The following is a 13,883-nucleotide window of genomic DNA, read 5'->3' as shown; positions in this document are numbered from 1 at the left end:
ATCGGCCTCCATTGCGACGCCGGCACCATCGGGGTGCCCCGCGACCGGTTCCGGCTCCTCACGCCGGTCGTTCGCGATCGGCCTCCATTGCGACGGTTGCTCGCCCGGCAACAACGACTCGGCGGGCCGTCCTCACGCCGGTCGTTCGCGATCGGCCTCCATTGCGACCCCATCCCGACCCCAGGCCGAGGTCCCACCGGGCACTCACGCCGGTCGTTCGCGATCGGCCTCCATTGCGACGCCGACGTGAGGACCAGGCCCTCGTTGTCCGGGACGCCTCACGCCGGTCGTTCGCGATCGGCCTCCATTGCGACATGGAGATCTGCGCCCAACTGGCCCAGTACGCCAACGCCCTCACGCCGGTCGTTCGCGATCGGCCTCCATTGCGACGGTCAGGCTTGATCTCTCCGCGGGGCACGCCGCCCCCGAACTCACGCCGGTCGTTCGCGATCGGCCTCCATTGCGACTCGGCGGTGGGCTGGGGCAGCAGGGACAGGAACAGGCTCACGCCGGTCGTTCGCGATCGGCCTCCATTGCGACGCCCGGGCCCTGGAGGACCAGTTCGGTGGACGCTTCGATCACGCCGGTCGTTCGCGATCGGCCTCCATTGCGACAGCAGCCAGGACAGCAGCCACCACGCCACCAGCGGAACTCACGCCGGTCGTTCGCGATCGGCCTCCATTGCGACTCGCGACTCATTCGATGGTCGAACACGGTTGCCGTCCTCACGCCGGTCGTTCGCGATCGGCCTCCATTGCGACCAACAGGCACGGGACCGCATCGGTGAGTTCGGCGACAACTCACGCCGGTCGTTCGCGATCGGCCTCCATTGCGACACGACGTTTGGGATACGGTCCTAGACCGACCGCACCTCACGCCGGTCGTTCGCGATCGGCCTCCATTGCGACACGGCCGGGAGCTGCCCGACGCCAACGAACAGGAACTCACGCCGGTCGTTCGCGATCGGCCTCCATTGCGACCAGCACTGCCGACCGACGTACGCGGCCGGGATGTAGCTCACGCCGGTCGTTCGCGATCGGCCTCCATTGCGACGCGCCTATCTGGCGATTGCGTGCGTGCTTGGAAACCGTCTCACGCCGGTCGTTCGCGATCGGCCTCCATTGCGACAACCGACCGCTGGCGTTGAGCGGTCCGGCCACGTCCACTCACGCCGGTCGTTCGCGATCGGCCTCCATTGCGACTCCACCACGGCCCTGCGGAAGATCCACGCCGACCCGACTCACGCCGGGTCGTTCGCGATCGGCCTCCATTGCGACGAGTGGCCCGCCGGCGTGAAGAAGAAGTACCCGCTGGAGCTCACGCCGGTCGTTCGCGATCGGCCTCCATTGCGACATCACCATCCACCGGGGCGGGCCACTGCGTACGTTGACCTCACGCCGGTCGTTCGCGATCGGCCTCCATTGCGACGCCAACAGCCGCCTCGACGTGATGATCGCGGACGCCTCACGCCGGTCGTTCGCGATCGGCCTCCATTGCGACGCCGACGTGCTGACGGACCTGGACGACGCCGAGCCGATCTCACGCCGGTCGTTCGCGATCGGCCTCCATTGCGACATCGCGCTCGCGACCGCGGCGACCGGGTCCGCGACGCTCACGCCGGTCGTTCGCGATCGGCCTCCATTGCGACCAGGTGTCGCCGAACCTGATGACCTGCTTGGTGGCAACTCACGCCGGTCGTTCGCGGTCGGCCTCCATTGCGACGCCAGCCGCAGGGCGGTCAGCAGGTGCCGCTGGGCCAGCTCACGCCGGTCGTTCGCGATCGGCCTCCATTGCGACTACGGTCAGGCGAGCACGCCGAGTGGTGCGCTGCCGACTCACGCCGAACGTTTGTGATCGGCCTCCATTGCGACTTCGACATCGAGACAATCGGCTTGGATTCGGAGCGGCTCACGCCGGTTGTTCGTGACCGGCCTCCATTGCGCTCTGACCACAGGTGTCACGTTCAACGATCGAACGTCGGGTGCCGGTAGGCGCCAACCTGCGACCTTGGGATTAGAAGTCCCCTGGTCCGGGGAGGCGATCGACCGAACGATCGAGACCGCTCGTGGGTCTAGAACACCCTCCGCCGCCAGCGTGCCGTTGGGTCGTCTACCGGTGATCTACTTGGTCGAGTGGTCGGCGACGTACGTGCCTCGGCCTGGTTGGCCGATGATGAGGTCGCGGTCGTGTAGTAGCGACAGGGCGCGGTGGACTGTTCCGGGGCTGACGCCGTACTGGTCGGCGAGCTGTGAGGTGGAGGGCAGCTTGTCGCCAGGGGCAAGCTCGCCACTCTTGATCTTCGCGGTGATCTCGTTGGCGATCACGCGGAATGGTGCTGCTGCGGTTGGCATAGAGGTGTCTCCGGTCGGTTCGGCACCTCTGATCTTGCCCTAGTTACTCCAGTTACTGCAATAGGTTGCCGTCCTCCTCGATGGGGTAGACCTACTCGATATAGTCGGGTAGGTTCTTCCCCATCTCCTCCGGTCGGTTCGGCAAATCGACGGAGGGTGGCGACCCGGCTGGACTTCTCCGGCGCTCCGGCCGGGTCGCCTTCCACTCCCGATGGAAGGTGGCTGGCACGTGCGCGTACTGCTTCGACTTCTCTCGTTTTGGCGGCGGCGGCCGGTTGCGGCCGTGGTGGTGGCTCCGGCTGTGCGGCCGAGGCCGATCAGTTGGGTACGGGCGGCGAGCAACCAGGCGAGCGGCTACTACCGGACGGCGACGTACCCGCCGTTGAGTGAGGGGCAGGTGCGGGACCGGCAGTTTTCGCTCCGGCGGTACGGCCTGGACCCCGACGAGGTGCGCGTCTTCCTGCACCGGGTCGCCAACGAGCTGAACGCGCTACAGGGCGAGCTGGCCTACACCCGCGAGGAGAACATCCGGATCAAGAACCAGTTGCGGGACTGGCAGTCCCGGTTCCACCCCGGAGTACGGGTGTGAGCAGCGCAGACGCCGACCCCGACCGGTACGTCATCCACCTGCCCGTCACCGCGCTCGACCTGCCCGCTGCCCTCAACCTGGCCCGCGTACTCGCCCGTTCGGTGAGCTTCCTGCCGGAGATCGACTCCACCGGTGCGGAAGTGTCCGAAGAGGCCAATCAGAACACCCGCCACCAGGTCTTCTGCGATCGCCGCACCGGGGGCGAGTCGCGCCGGTGCGGGAAGGCTGCGGCGCACTCCGGTGAGTGCCGATGAGTGCCGCCCCGATCGTCGTCACCTGCGTCGGCTGCGACGGCCTGACCTTCAAGCTCACCGAATGCTCGTGCCGTGACGGCGGCGGCGACGAGTCCCCGGCGGCGGAGACGACAGCCGCAGGATTCCCGGAGTGCGAGCTGTGCCGGGGCACCGGCACGACCGCCCAACCGTGCGTCGACTGCGCCCAGCGTGGCAAACTCCGCGCCCAACTCGTACTCACCGTCGCGAACCGGGGGACCGGTGCGGTCGCCTCCGTTGACGTGGTGCCGGGGCTGGTGCAGGCGACGCCCTCACCGTACGGCGGTTGGCGTTTGCCCTTGTTTCCGCTGGTCAGTGAGCTGGCGAAGCGGACCGGGACGGCGGTGGGCAGCCTGCGGGAGGTGGACCGGCCGGAGCGGCGACTCGACCCGGACGGCGAGCTGAGTCTGCACCTGCCCCGAGCGTGGCAGCCCGAACTGCCCGAGCACGAACGCCTCGCGCTCGAAGCGACCGCGCTCGCCGGCCTCACCCGACACCCGTGGTGGGTCTACCTCGGCGACTCGACCGACTCCGGCCCACCCGACCACGGCAAGCTGCTGGCCCAACTCTGCCGGGCCGCCGACCTGCTCTGCCTCGACCTGGTGATCGAGGCCCGAAAAGCATCCGGCGACCGTCTGACCTGGGACATTCGCTTCGAACTGCCGGGCTCGCCGATCCCGATCAACACCCACGGGTACGCACGCGACCTGCTCGCCGCGATCGAGTGCACCACGATCGCCGACGCGGTCTACGGTCTCGCCGAGCGTTGCGCGACCGCCCCGGCGCATTTCCTCACCCCGTCGACCCAGCCCGACCGGAAGGTCGGCGAACCCGATGTCGACCAGCTCGAACGGCGGATCATGCGGGACTGTGCCGACGACGACAACGCTGGCGCACGGGCGACCTGGCGGGACCGGAACTGGTGGCACGCCAGCCTGCGCGGCGGCGGAAACGGCGTGACCGTGGGCTGGGAACCGCGACCGCCGGCCTACCTCGGCGACCCGATCCCGAGCGTGACCTGCCCGGACTGTCACGGCACCGGCGTCAACCGGCACGGCACCCGCCGCTGCCTCACCTGCGCCGGTCGGCGTCGCGTGTACCAGGGCGCGGTGGTCATCCTGACCGACCTGGGGGACCGGACCATCTGGCTCAACTGGCGCCCGGACGACACCACCACCTCCCGAAACGGTCACCTCGGGGCCGGCACGGTGGTGGCGCGGGAGGCGGCGGGGCAACCGATCGTGCAGCTCGGCACCCGGCACCGGCTCGGCTCGTGGGTCGGACTCTTCGGACGCGGGCCGGAGGCGTTGACCGAGTTCGACAGCGGTCATGCCATCGAGCACGGACTGTGCCACGGGCTGGTCACCCTGCCGGACCCGGCCACCGACCCGCTCGACCGGTACCTGGCGCTCGCCGCCCGGGGACGCCCCGGAGCCAGGGTGCTGATCCAGGTGACAACGTGGTCCGAACTTTCCCTCGGGCAGCTCGCCCGGCTGGTCAACGGCCTCGGGCTCGCGCTCCGGGTCACCGCCGAAGACCTTTCGCCGTACGCGGACGACCTGGCGAAGGTGCAGGGGATGCGCTGGCAGGCGGCGGCACTCGACCCCGACGACACCAGCGATCCGCTCTTTCCGCCGTTGGAGCAGAGCGTGCCCGAGGCGGTTGACCACTGCCTGCGTTACCTGGGCTCGGCCCTGCGTGCCGCCGTACCCGTCGACCCGGCCCAGCCGCTCCGGGTGCCGCAACAACTCGCGCCCGAGGTGGAGCCGATCGAGCCGGAGTTGTCCCTGCGGGAGCTGGCCCGGAACCATCCCGGCGAGCCGGTCTCGGTCCGGCTGGACCCGAACCGGAGCGACGGCCACGGCCCGTACGCGTAACGCCGGAAGGCCGCGACGGGCGATCTTCCACCAGCGCTCAGTCTTCGGCTTCGGTGTCCCAGACGCCGGTCCGGGCGGTGTCGTGGACGTAGTCGCGGAAGTCTCTCGGCGCCCGCCCGAGCGCCCGTTGGACGCCGTCGGTGGCGGCGGCGTTGCGGCCGTCGAAGAGGGCGGCGAACAGGTCGGCGAGGAATTCGGCCTCCTCGACCGGCACACCGTCCTGCGCCATGGTGGCGGCGAACTGCTCGGTCGTGACGGGCTCGTAGCGTACGGGTCGGCCCGAGGCGGTCGCGATCTCGGCGACCGCCTCGGCGAAGGTCAGCGAGCGCGGTCCCGAGACCTCGTAGACCTGCCCGGCATGGTCCGGCTCGGTCAGAGCGGCGGCTGCGACGTCGGCCACGTCTTCGGCGTCGACGAACGGCTCGGCCACATCTCCGGCGGGGAGGGGAACCGACCCGTCGCGGACCGGACCCAGCCAGTACCCCTCGTTGAAGTCCTGGTTGAACACCGAGGAGCGCACCACCGTCCATTCCCACGGATGGCGTTGCAGCACCTTTTCGCAGCGCTGCGCCATCGGCTCGTTGCGGCCCGACAGCAGCACCACCCGTCGGACTCCCATGGTGGTCGCGAGGTCGCCGAAGGCGGTGATGTCGTCGGCGGCCTGCGGTGCGCCGATGTCCGGAAGGTAGGCCAGGTAGACGGCGTCGACGTCGGCCAGGGCGGCGTTCCAGGTCTCGCGGTCGGACCAGTCGAACGGCGGGTCGCCGGCCCGTGAGCCGACCCGAACGGGAAGGCCGCGATCGGTCAGCCGCTGCACCACGCGGCGACCGGTCTTGCCGGTGCCGCAGGTGACGAGGGTCAGTCGCTGGTGTTGTCCGCTCTGCTGCGGTGAGTGGAGGTTCATGCATCCAGTGAAGTCTCACCGCGCTGGAGTCTCCATGGTCAAGGGGCTCGATTTCATGCGTGTGCGTCTAGGGTGTGGGTATGGATGCGTTGACGCGCCTGCTCGACGGACCACGGGGCGGTGGGGCGTACCTGATCCGGGCGCGGATGGAGCCCCCGTGGGGCGTACGGATTCAGGATCGGGCGCCGGTCGGTCTGCTGGCGGTGCTCCAGGGCACGGCGTGGGTCTCGGACAGCACGGGACAGTCGATGAGCCTGAGGCAGGGTGACGTCGCGGTGCTCCGCGGACCGGACGAATTCACCGTCACCGACGAACCGTCGACCCAGCCCGAGGTCATCCTGCACCCGGGACTGCGTTGCACCAGCCCGGACGGGGTGGAGATCACCGAGCGGCTTTCCCTCGGCCCGCGTCTGTGGGGTAACAGCGCGGATGGCTCGACCACGCTGTTACTGGGCTGTCAGCAGCTACACGGCGAGGTCAGCAAGAGGCTCCTCGCCGCGCTGCCCACGATGCTCAGCCTTCCCGAGGCCGAACTCGACCCTCCGTTGATCCCGCTGCTGGCCGACGAGATGGCCAAGGACGGCCCCGGCCAGGGTGCGGTGCTCGACCGGCTCTTCGACCTGGTCTTCGCCGCCGTCCTGAGGACCTGGTTCTGCCGCGACGTGGCTCAGGGACCTGCCTGGTACCGGGCGTACGGCGATCCCGTCGTCGCCCACGCGCTGCGTCTGCTGCACGAGGAACCCGCCCGCCCGTGGACCGTCGCCGACCTCGCCGCGAGCGTCAACGTCTCCCGGTCGGCCTTGGCGAAGCGGTTCACCGAGACCGTCGGGGAGGCGCCGATGGCCTACCTGACCGGGTGGCGCCTCGCCCTGGCGGCGGACCGGGTGCGCGATCGTGGCGCCACCCTGGAGGCGGTGGCCCGCGAGGTCGGCTACGGCAGCGGCTTCGCCCTCAGCGCCGCCTTCAAACGAGAACGCGGCATCAGCCCGAAGGAGCACCGCGCCCAGATGACCACGACAACGTGACCGCTCTGAACAGGTCGAACCGGCGCCGCCGCCCCGTCCGCTGACCTCGGCGCATCTCCGTTCCGGGCTCTGTCGGATCGCCGCAGCCACGTACGCGCGGACGAAGGGCTCCGGCCCCGACACCCGACAAACCGTCCGGGACCTTCCACGTCGCCGGCCGGCGCCACACAGGGCGGAACCAGTTCGAGTCCGTCGAAGATGGCGGCGAACTCGGACCTCCGGCGGTGCCGGCCGGGCCGACGAACAGGCTGGCTCCTACGGCGCCTCGCCGACGATTACGGCGTCACCACGATCTTGCCCGTCGGCGTTCCCTTCTCCAGGTACCGATGCGCCTCGACGATGTCGTCCAACGCGAACACCCGGTCCACCGCCGGCTGCAGCACGCCGGCGCGGACACCGGCGGCCAGGAACGCGGCAACGCGCCGGACGGTCACCGGGTCGACCATGTCCGCGAAAGCCATGTAGCGGTAGATGGTCAGCGACGGATTCGCCGGGAACGACGCCGGCCGTGGGTCCAGCCAGCCCACCGTGGCCAAGGTGCCGCCGAGCTTCGCCGCCAGCGACAGTTCGGCCAGGCCCGGGCCCATGACGGCGTCCAGGATGATGTCGGCGCCCACCCCACCGGTGTGCCGCCGGGTGGCCTCCCCGATGTCCTCCCGGTCGGTGGCGATCACCGCAGCGGCTCCGGCGACCAACAGGCTCTCCACCTTGGCGCTCTGCCGGGTGACCGCGATCGGCACGGCGCCGATCTGGTTGGCGATCTGGATCGCGGCCCGCCCGACACCGCCCGACGCCGCAGTGATCAGGACCCGGTCCCCGGGCCGCATCCCGGCCCTCTCGACCAACGCGCCGTAGGCGGTGAAGTACGACACCCAGAGCGCCGCCGCACCGACGGGCTCCAGCCCGGCGGGCCGTGGCACCACCCGGTCGGCGAGCAGCGTGGTGTACTCGGCGTACGCACCCCTGGTCTCGAAGTCGGGTATCGCACCGAGGATGACCGGGTCGCCGACGGCCAGCCCGGTCACCCCGGACCCGAGCGCGTCGATCACACCGGTCCCCTCGACGCCCAGCCGCGCGTGCGGCAACTGCACGGGCCGCGGAGACTGCCCGGCCCGGACCATCTGGTCGAGCGGGTTGACGGCGAAGGCCTCGATCCGTACGCGTACCTCGCCGGCTGCGGGCTCGACGACCGGCTCGTCGACGACGCGCAGAACGTCCGGACCGCCGGTCTCGTCGAACACGACTACTCGTGGCATGGATGGCTCCTTGTGCTCCTGATGGGCTTCACCGGGAAACGCTACGGAGCCGATAGGAACCCGCTGGTACCTTTTGACCTTGTGCACAACGCCCCCGGCCAGGTTTTCCTCGCCGACTGCCCCACCCGCCTAGCCGTCGAGATCATCGCCGAGAAGTGGGCGGTGATCGTGCTGTTCGCGCTCAGCCTGGAACCCCGGCGCCCCGGCGACCTGGCCCAACTCATCGGCGGCATCTCCCACAAGGTCCTCACCCAGACCCTGCGCCGCCTACAGGCATACGGCCTGGTCGAACGCCACTCCTACGCCGAGGCGCCCCCACGCGTCGAGTACAGCCTCACCCAACTCGGACAGACCCTGGTCGAGCCGATCCAGGTCCTGACCGACTGGGCCCGAGAGAACGGCGAAGCCGTCGTCGACTTCCAGGAACAGAACGAACTCTGAACCAACCAGCCCCATCGAGGAGGTAGAGGCGACGCTGCCGGCCGAGCGCCCCGCGCGCCCCCTTGCCGAGACGGGCTCGGTGGCGGCGATCCGTACCTGGATCTGTCCCGGACCGGACCGGGCACGGGCACGTCCGCGATCGTGTACGGCCTCCGCCCGCAGGGCGCCCACCCGCTGCCGCACCCGCCGCCGACGACACCCTGACGCCGGCGGTAGCAGGGGCAACCGAATGGTCACGCCCGACACCTGCCGGGGCGAAGTCATGGGCGGTGAGGTCGATCGATCGGACACCGGCTGTCTGATCAGGCCACCCGACCAGTGTTACTTATGGGTTTCGCCCACATAGCCCGTGCGTGACGTCACTCCTAGCGTGAGCCGACAAACAAGTTACCCACTACTCCCTCACGTGGAGCCATACATGACGGTCCGGACCACCCGGCGAACGCTCGTCGCAGCCGCCAGTCTGATGGCCGTGGCGCTCGCCGCCGCGGCATGTGGCAGCCCGCAGGACACCGCCACCGGGGGCGGCGACTCCAACACCACCCCGGTCAAGGTCGGCCTGGTCTACTCCCAGTCCGGCGCGCTGGCCAGCTACGGCAAGCAGTACATCGAGGGCTTCAAGGCCGGTCTGTCGTACGCGACCAAGGGCACCAACAAGATCGGTGACCGGCCGGTCGAGGTGACCGAGGTCGACGACGCCGGTGACCCGGCCAAGGCGGTCTCCGCCGCCAAGGACCTGATCGGCAAGGGCGCGAAGATCATCGCTGGTTCGACCGCCTCCGGTGTCGCGCTCCAGGTCGCCCCGATCGCCGCCCAGAACAAGACGCTCTTCATCTCCGGCCCGGCCGCCACCGACGGGGTCACCGGGGTCAACAAGTACACGTTCCGCTCCGGCCGGCAGTCGTACCAGGACGTGGTCACCGCGAAGTCGTTCATCGGCGACGCCACCGGCAAGAAGGTCGTCGTCTTCGCCCAGGACAGCGCCTTCGGCAAGAGCAACGAGGCAGCCGTACAGGCGGTCATCGGCGGGGCGGGCGCCACCGTGAGCAGCGTGCTCGCCCCGGCCAGCGCCACCGAGTTCACCCCGTTCGCCAGCCAGATCAGCGCCGCCAAGCCCGACCTGCTCTTCGTCGCCTGGGCCGGCACCACCGCCCCGGCGATGTGGCAGACCCTCGACCAGCAGGGCGTACTCGCCGCCACCACGGTCGTCACCGGGCTCGACATCCGCGCCTCGTGGGCCACCTTCGGCGCCGCCGGCACGAAGATCTCGTTCCTGTCGCACTTCTTCGACGGCGCCGTCGACAACGAGGCCACCAAGGCGCTCAAGGCCGGCGTACCCGGCGGAACCCTCGACCTGTTCCACCCGGACGGCTTCACCGCCGCCCAGATGGTGGTCCGGGCCGCGACCGAGGGCGGCGACGACGTCGACAAGATGGTCACCGCCCTCGAAGGGTGGAGCTTCGACGGAGTCAAGGGCAAGAACACCGTCCGCGCCGCCGACCACGCCCTGCTCCAGCCGATGTTCCAGGCCAAGCTCACCGGCAGCGGCGACCAGCTCAAGGCAGAACTCCAGAAGGCTCTGACCAGCGACGAGACGGCGCCGCCTGCGGTAGCCATGAAGGGCTGAGTGAAGTAGTGCTGGCCACCCGAGGCCTCAGTTGGCGAATCGGCGAAGTCGCCATCGTCGACGACGTCTCCTTCGACCTGGCGCCGGGAGAGTTCCTCGGCGTGATCGGGCCGAACGGAGCGGGCAAGACGTCCCTGTTCAACCTGATCTCCGGGCTGCGGCGCCCCACCGAGGGGCAGGTGCTGCTGCACGGACAGGACATCAGCGGGCTCCCGCCGCACCGGCGGGCCGGCCTCGGGCTCGGCCGCACCTTCCAGTCGTCGTCGGTGTTCGGCTCGCTCGACGTGCGGGAGAACGTGCGGCTCGCCGTACAGGCGCATCGTGGCGGGTCGATGAAGCTGTGGCGGCGGGCGGCGGCCGACAAGGACGTGGCCGCCGCCGCCGACGCGGCGCTGCACCGGGTCGGCCTCAGCCACCGGGGTACGGCACTCGCCGGCACCCTCGCCCACGGCGAGAAACGCAAACTCGAAATCGCGCTCCTGCTCGCCGGGGAACCGAAGGTCATGCTGCTCGACGAGCCGATGGCCGGGGTCAGCGCCGAGGACGTGCCCGAACTCGTCGCCGTCATCCGGTCCCTGACCGGCGACAGCGGCCGATCGGTGCTGATGGTCGAGCACCACATGGACGTGATCCTGGAACTCGCCGACCGGATCGCCGTCATGCACCACGGCGCGCTGCTCGCCATCGACACCCCGGACACCGTCATGGCGAACGCCACCGTGCAAGAGGCGTACCTGGGGGAGTCACTATGAGCGACGCTGCACCCATCCTGACCGTCGAGGACCTGTCGGTACGGATCGCCGGGCTGCACATCCTCCAGGGCGTCTCCTTCACGGTGGCACCGACCGGGGTGACCGTGCTGCTCGGGCGCAACGGGGTCGGCAAGACCACCACCCTGCGCGCCATCATCGGCCTCACCCCGCGCAACGGCGAGGTGAGCGGCAGCATCCGTACCGGCGACCGCAGCCTCACCGGGCAGCAGACGCACAAACTCGTCCGGGGCGGGCTCGGTTACGTACCCGAGGACCGGTGCGTGTTCGCCGGCCTCACCGTCAGCGAGAACCTGCGGCTCGCCGAACAGCGCGGCACGAAACCGGCGTACGACAAGGTCTACGAACTCTTCCCGGAGCTGGACCGGCGCGGACGGCAACGGGCCGGTTCGCTCTCCGGTGGCCAGCAGCAGATGCTCGCCATCGGCCGGGTCCTGCTCAACGACAACAAACTGCTGCTGGTCGACGAGCCGACCAAGGGGCTCGCCCCGAAGGTCGTCACCGAGGTCGCCGAGGTGCTCGAACGGGTCGCCGTCACCGTCCCGGTGCTGCTCGTCGAACAGAACCTCGCCGTCGTACGCCGGCTCGCCGAGTCCGCGATCGTGCTCGACGCCGGCCGGGTCGCCTGGACCGGCGGCGCCCGTCAACTGCTGGAGGAGCCGGATCTGACCAAGAACCTGCTCGGAGTCGGATCGTCGGGGGTACACGCCTGATGGGCACCATCGTGCTGTTGACGCTGACCGGGCTCGGCCTGGCCGCGCTCTACTTCCTCGTCGCCGCCGGGCTGTCGCTGGTGTTCGGCCTCGCCGACGTACTCAACTTCGCCCACGGGCTGTTCCTCTCCGTGGGCGCGTACGGCACCTGGTGGGCGGCGAACCACCTGCCCGGCGCCGGGCCGGGCGGTTTCGGCTTCGTGCTCGCCGTTGCCTTCGGGGTGGCCGTCGGAGCGCTGGTCGGAGCACTGGTCGAACTCGTCATGATCCGACCGCTCTACTCGCGCAACATCGAACAGGTGCTGGTCACCGTCGGCCTGTCGCTGGCCGGGGTGGCGCTGCTCCAGGCAACCTGGGGCGCCGACCCGCGCGACTTCCCGCGCCCCGACTGGGCCCGGCAGGTGACCGTGGTGCTCGGTGCGAAGGTGCCGAACTCCATCATCCTGCTCATCGTCGCCGCCGTCGTGGTGCTCGCCGCGCTGCTGGCCTTCCTCCGCTACACCCGCTACGGCCTGGTGATCCGGGCCGGAGTGGAGAACCGGGAAATGGTCACCGCGCTCGGCATCGACGTACGCAAGGCGTTCACCCTGGTCTTCGTCATCGGCGGAGCGGTGGCGGCACTCGCCGGAGGGCTCGGCGGCGTCTACTACGGCTCGGTGTCACCGAGCCAGGGCGGCTCACTGCTCATCTTCGCCTTCATCGTCGTGGTGATCGGCGGCATGGGCTCGGTGGTCGGCTCCGCGTACGCGGCCGTCGTCGTCGGCCTGCTCCAGCAGTTCGTCAACTACTACGGCACCTCCGGTGCGGGTGACCTGTGCGTGGTCGCGCTGCTCGCCGCGGTGCTGCTGCTCCGCCCGCAGGGCATCGCCGGAAAGGCGGTAACGGCATGACCGACGTTGAGACTCCTGTGGTGGCACCGGCTGCGGCTGCTCCACCGGTCGAACCGGAGCGCCGCCGGGGCTGGTTCGGCGTCGTCCGGCCCTGGCTGCCGCTGGTGGCCCTGGTCGTCTTCGCGATCCTGCCGTACTCGACGGTGTCGCTGCCGGGGCTCTTCGACGGGCCGCTCAACTCGCCCGGCACCCTGCAACTGCTCGCCATCTGTCTGGTCTTCGGCGGGCTCGCCGCCGGGTACGACCTGCTGTTCGGTCGTACGGGCATGCTCAGCTTCGGGCACGCGCTCTACTTCGCCGCCGGGGTCTACGGCACCGACATCCTGGTCACCAAGGGCGGGCTGCCGCTGTGGCAGGCGGCGCTGCTCACCCTCGCCGGAGGCGTGATCCTGGCCGCCCTGCTCGGCGCGGTCGCGTTGCGTACGGCCGGGATCGCGTTCGCCATGGTCACGCTCGCCTTCGCGCAGGTCGGCGCGACCCTGGTGGCGCTGGACTCGGGTGGGCTCACCGGCGGCGAGGAGGGTTTGCCGCTGGACGTGTCCGGCTTACCGGACAGCCTGGTCGGGGTGGCGAACACGGTCAACCTGTACTGGTTGGCGTTGGCGTACCTGGCTCTGGTCGTCTTCGTGGTGGCTCGGGTGGCCGCCTCGCCGACCGGTCGGGTGCTCGCCGGGCTTCGCGACGACGAGCGGCGGATCGGGGTGCTCGGGCTGGATCCGTACCGGTTCAAGCTGATTGCCTTCACCCTCTCCGGTGGTCTCGCCACCGCCGGTGGGGTGATCTACTGCCTGCTCGTCGGTGGCGCGTCACCGCACATCACCTCGTCCGAGCTGACCCTGTCACTGCTGGTCATGGTGGTGCTCGGCGGACCCGGTACGCGTTGGGGCCCGGTCATCGGCGGCTTCCTCTACATGTACCTGGACCACCGCCTCACCGACTTCGGCTCCTCGTCAGCCGTGGACAGCCTCCCCACCATTCTCAGCGCCCCCCTCTCCCAACCCCTGTTCGTCCTCGGCACCGTCTTCATCCTGGCCGTCTACTTCTTCCCCGGCGGCCTGGCCAGCCTCACCACCCGCCTAACCCCCCTCCGCACCCTCCTCCCCCACCGCCCCCGCCCCCACTGAGGCGCGTAGGCGCGTAGGCGCGTAGGCGGGTTGATCATGAAGTT

13 protein-coding genes and 1 CRISPR repeat array (1 of these 14 cut by a window edge) are annotated in these 13,883 nt (G+C 69.8%); of the genes, 10 read left to right on the top strand and 3 right to left on the bottom strand.

Features of this window, described 5'->3' with window-relative positions:
* Positions 1 to 1,944: a CRISPR direct-repeat array (repeat unit 37 nt; unit sequence CTCACGCCGGTCGTTCGCGATCGGCCTCCATTGCGAC); it reaches 829 nt to the left of the window's first position.
* Between the two features lie 176 nt (positions 1,945 to 2,120).
* Positions 2,121 to 2,324 carry a winged helix-turn-helix domain-containing protein gene (locus ACZ6QQ_RS23260; RefSeq protein ID WP_465878992.1) on the bottom strand — a complete coding sequence of 68 codons (204 nt, stop codon included), beginning with the start codon at positions 2,322 to 2,324 and terminating at the stop codon, positions 2,121 to 2,123.
* 238 nt (positions 2,325 to 2,562) lie between these two features.
* Here ACZ6QQ_RS23260 and ACZ6QQ_RS23255 point away from each other — a divergent pair, with 238 nt between their 5' ends.
* The 3 genes from ACZ6QQ_RS23255 to ACZ6QQ_RS23245 are packed head-to-tail and all read left to right on the top strand — an operon-like array spanning position 2,563 to position 5,089.
* Positions 2,563 to 2,940 carry a DivIVA domain-containing protein gene (locus ACZ6QQ_RS23255; protein ID WP_465878991.1) on the top strand — a complete coding sequence of 126 codons (378 nt, stop codon included), beginning with the start codon at positions 2,563 to 2,565 and terminating at the stop codon, positions 2,938 to 2,940.
* On the top strand, positions 2,937 to 3,194 hold the full coding sequence (locus tag ACZ6QQ_RS23250; RefSeq protein ID WP_465878990.1) for a hypothetical protein: 258 nt from the start codon (positions 2,937 to 2,939) through the stop codon (positions 3,192 to 3,194). The genes ACZ6QQ_RS23255 and ACZ6QQ_RS23250 overlap by 4 nt, the downstream gene beginning before the upstream one ends.
* Positions 3,191 to 5,089, top strand: coding sequence for a hypothetical protein (locus tag ACZ6QQ_RS23245; RefSeq protein WP_465878989.1), 1,899 nt, complete (start codon positions 3,191 to 3,193; stop codon positions 5,087 to 5,089). Before ACZ6QQ_RS23250 ends, ACZ6QQ_RS23245 begins: the two co-directional genes overlap by 4 nt.
* 37 nt (positions 5,090 to 5,126) lie before the next feature.
* On the opposite strand, the gene ACZ6QQ_RS23240 is transcribed toward ACZ6QQ_RS23245, so the two are convergent.
* On the bottom strand, positions 5,127 to 5,993 hold the full coding sequence (locus tag ACZ6QQ_RS23240) for an NAD(P)H-binding protein (protein ID WP_465878988.1): 867 nt from the start codon (positions 5,991 to 5,993) through the stop codon (positions 5,127 to 5,129).
* A gap of 80 nt (positions 5,994 to 6,073) precedes the next feature.
* Here ACZ6QQ_RS23240 and ACZ6QQ_RS23235 point away from each other — a divergent pair, with 80 nt between their 5' ends.
* The gene (locus ACZ6QQ_RS23235; RefSeq protein WP_465878986.1) at positions 6,074 to 7,018 is read left to right on the top strand and encodes an AraC family transcriptional regulator; all 945 of its coding nucleotides are present in this window, start codon (positions 6,074 to 6,076) and stop codon (positions 7,016 to 7,018) included.
* A gap of 275 nt (positions 7,019 to 7,293) precedes the next feature.
* On the opposite strand, the gene ACZ6QQ_RS23230 is transcribed toward ACZ6QQ_RS23235, so the two are convergent.
* Positions 7,294 to 8,274 (bottom strand): zinc-dependent alcohol dehydrogenase family protein, encoded by a 981-nt coding sequence (locus tag ACZ6QQ_RS23230; RefSeq protein ID WP_465878985.1) that lies wholly within the window; start codon positions 8,272 to 8,274, stop codon positions 7,294 to 7,296.
* An 81-nt stretch (positions 8,275 to 8,355) separates the two neighbouring features.
* Here ACZ6QQ_RS23230 and ACZ6QQ_RS23225 point away from each other — a divergent pair, with 81 nt between their 5' ends.
* The 6 genes from ACZ6QQ_RS23225 to ACZ6QQ_RS23200 all read left to right on the top strand — a co-directional run bounded on the left by ACZ6QQ_RS23225 (position 8,356) and on the right by ACZ6QQ_RS23200 (position 13,839).
* A complete protein-coding gene (locus ACZ6QQ_RS23225; RefSeq protein WP_465878983.1) occupies positions 8,356 to 8,715 on the top strand; it encodes a winged helix-turn-helix transcriptional regulator in 360 nt (119 codons plus the stop codon).
* Positions 8,716 to 9,133: 418 nt separating this feature from the next.
* The gene (locus ACZ6QQ_RS23220; RefSeq protein WP_465878981.1) at positions 9,134 to 10,342 is read left to right on the top strand and encodes a substrate-binding domain-containing protein; all 1,209 of its coding nucleotides are present in this window, start codon (positions 9,134 to 9,136) and stop codon (positions 10,340 to 10,342) included.
* 8 nt (positions 10,343 to 10,350) lie between these two features.
* Positions 10,351 to 11,094, top strand: a complete 744-nt coding sequence (locus ACZ6QQ_RS23215) for an ABC transporter ATP-binding protein (protein WP_465878980.1) — start codon at positions 10,351 to 10,353, stop codon at positions 11,092 to 11,094.
* Positions 11,091 to 11,825 (top strand): ABC transporter ATP-binding protein, encoded by a 735-nt coding sequence (locus ACZ6QQ_RS23210; protein ID WP_465878979.1) that lies wholly within the window; start codon positions 11,091 to 11,093, stop codon positions 11,823 to 11,825. Before ACZ6QQ_RS23215 ends, ACZ6QQ_RS23210 begins: the two co-directional genes overlap by 4 nt.
* Positions 11,825 to 12,715, top strand: a complete 891-nt coding sequence (locus tag ACZ6QQ_RS23205) for a branched-chain amino acid ABC transporter permease (protein ID WP_465878978.1) — start codon at positions 11,825 to 11,827, stop codon at positions 12,713 to 12,715. Before ACZ6QQ_RS23210 ends, ACZ6QQ_RS23205 begins: the two co-directional genes overlap by 1 nt.
* Positions 12,712 to 13,839, top strand: coding sequence for a branched-chain amino acid ABC transporter permease (locus ACZ6QQ_RS23200; protein WP_465878976.1), 1,128 nt, complete (start codon positions 12,712 to 12,714; stop codon positions 13,837 to 13,839). Before ACZ6QQ_RS23205 ends, ACZ6QQ_RS23200 begins: the two co-directional genes overlap by 4 nt.
* Positions 13,840 to 13,883 lie beyond the last annotated feature (44 nt).

The organism is Micromonospora sp. NPDC049529 (genome assembly GCF_055586685.1).
Note: the sequence above shows the minus strand (reverse complement) of the source record. Positions and strands in the feature narration are given on the sequence as shown.

Excerpts from the sequence above, each read along its gene's own strand:
- ACZ6QQ_RS23255 (WP_465878991.1), top strand. The coding sequence starts at position 2,563 with ATGGAAGGTGGCTGGCACGTGCGCGTACTGCTTCGACTTCTCTCGTTT.
- ACZ6QQ_RS23245 (WP_465878989.1), top strand. The coding sequence starts at position 3,191 with ATGAGTGCCGCCCCGATCGTCGTCACCTGCGTCGGCTGCGACGGCCTG.
- ACZ6QQ_RS23240 (WP_465878988.1), bottom strand. The coding sequence starts at position 5,993 with ATGAACCTCCACTCACCGCAGCAGAGCGGACAACACCAGCGACTGACC.
- ACZ6QQ_RS23235 (WP_465878986.1), top strand. The coding sequence starts at position 6,074 with ATGGATGCGTTGACGCGCCTGCTCGACGGACCACGGGGCGGTGGGGCG.
- ACZ6QQ_RS23230 (WP_465878985.1), bottom strand. The coding sequence starts at position 8,274 with ATGCCACGAGTAGTCGTGTTCGACGAGACCGGCGGTCCGGACGTTCTG.
- ACZ6QQ_RS23220 (WP_465878981.1), top strand. The coding sequence starts at position 9,134 with ATGACGGTCCGGACCACCCGGCGAACGCTCGTCGCAGCCGCCAGTCTG.
- ACZ6QQ_RS23210 (WP_465878979.1), top strand. The coding sequence starts at position 11,091 with ATGAGCGACGCTGCACCCATCCTGACCGTCGAGGACCTGTCGGTACGG.
- ACZ6QQ_RS23205 (WP_465878978.1), top strand. The coding sequence starts at position 11,825 with ATGGGCACCATCGTGCTGTTGACGCTGACCGGGCTCGGCCTGGCCGCG.
- ACZ6QQ_RS23200 (WP_465878976.1), top strand. The coding sequence starts at position 12,712 with ATGACCGACGTTGAGACTCCTGTGGTGGCACCGGCTGCGGCTGCTCCA.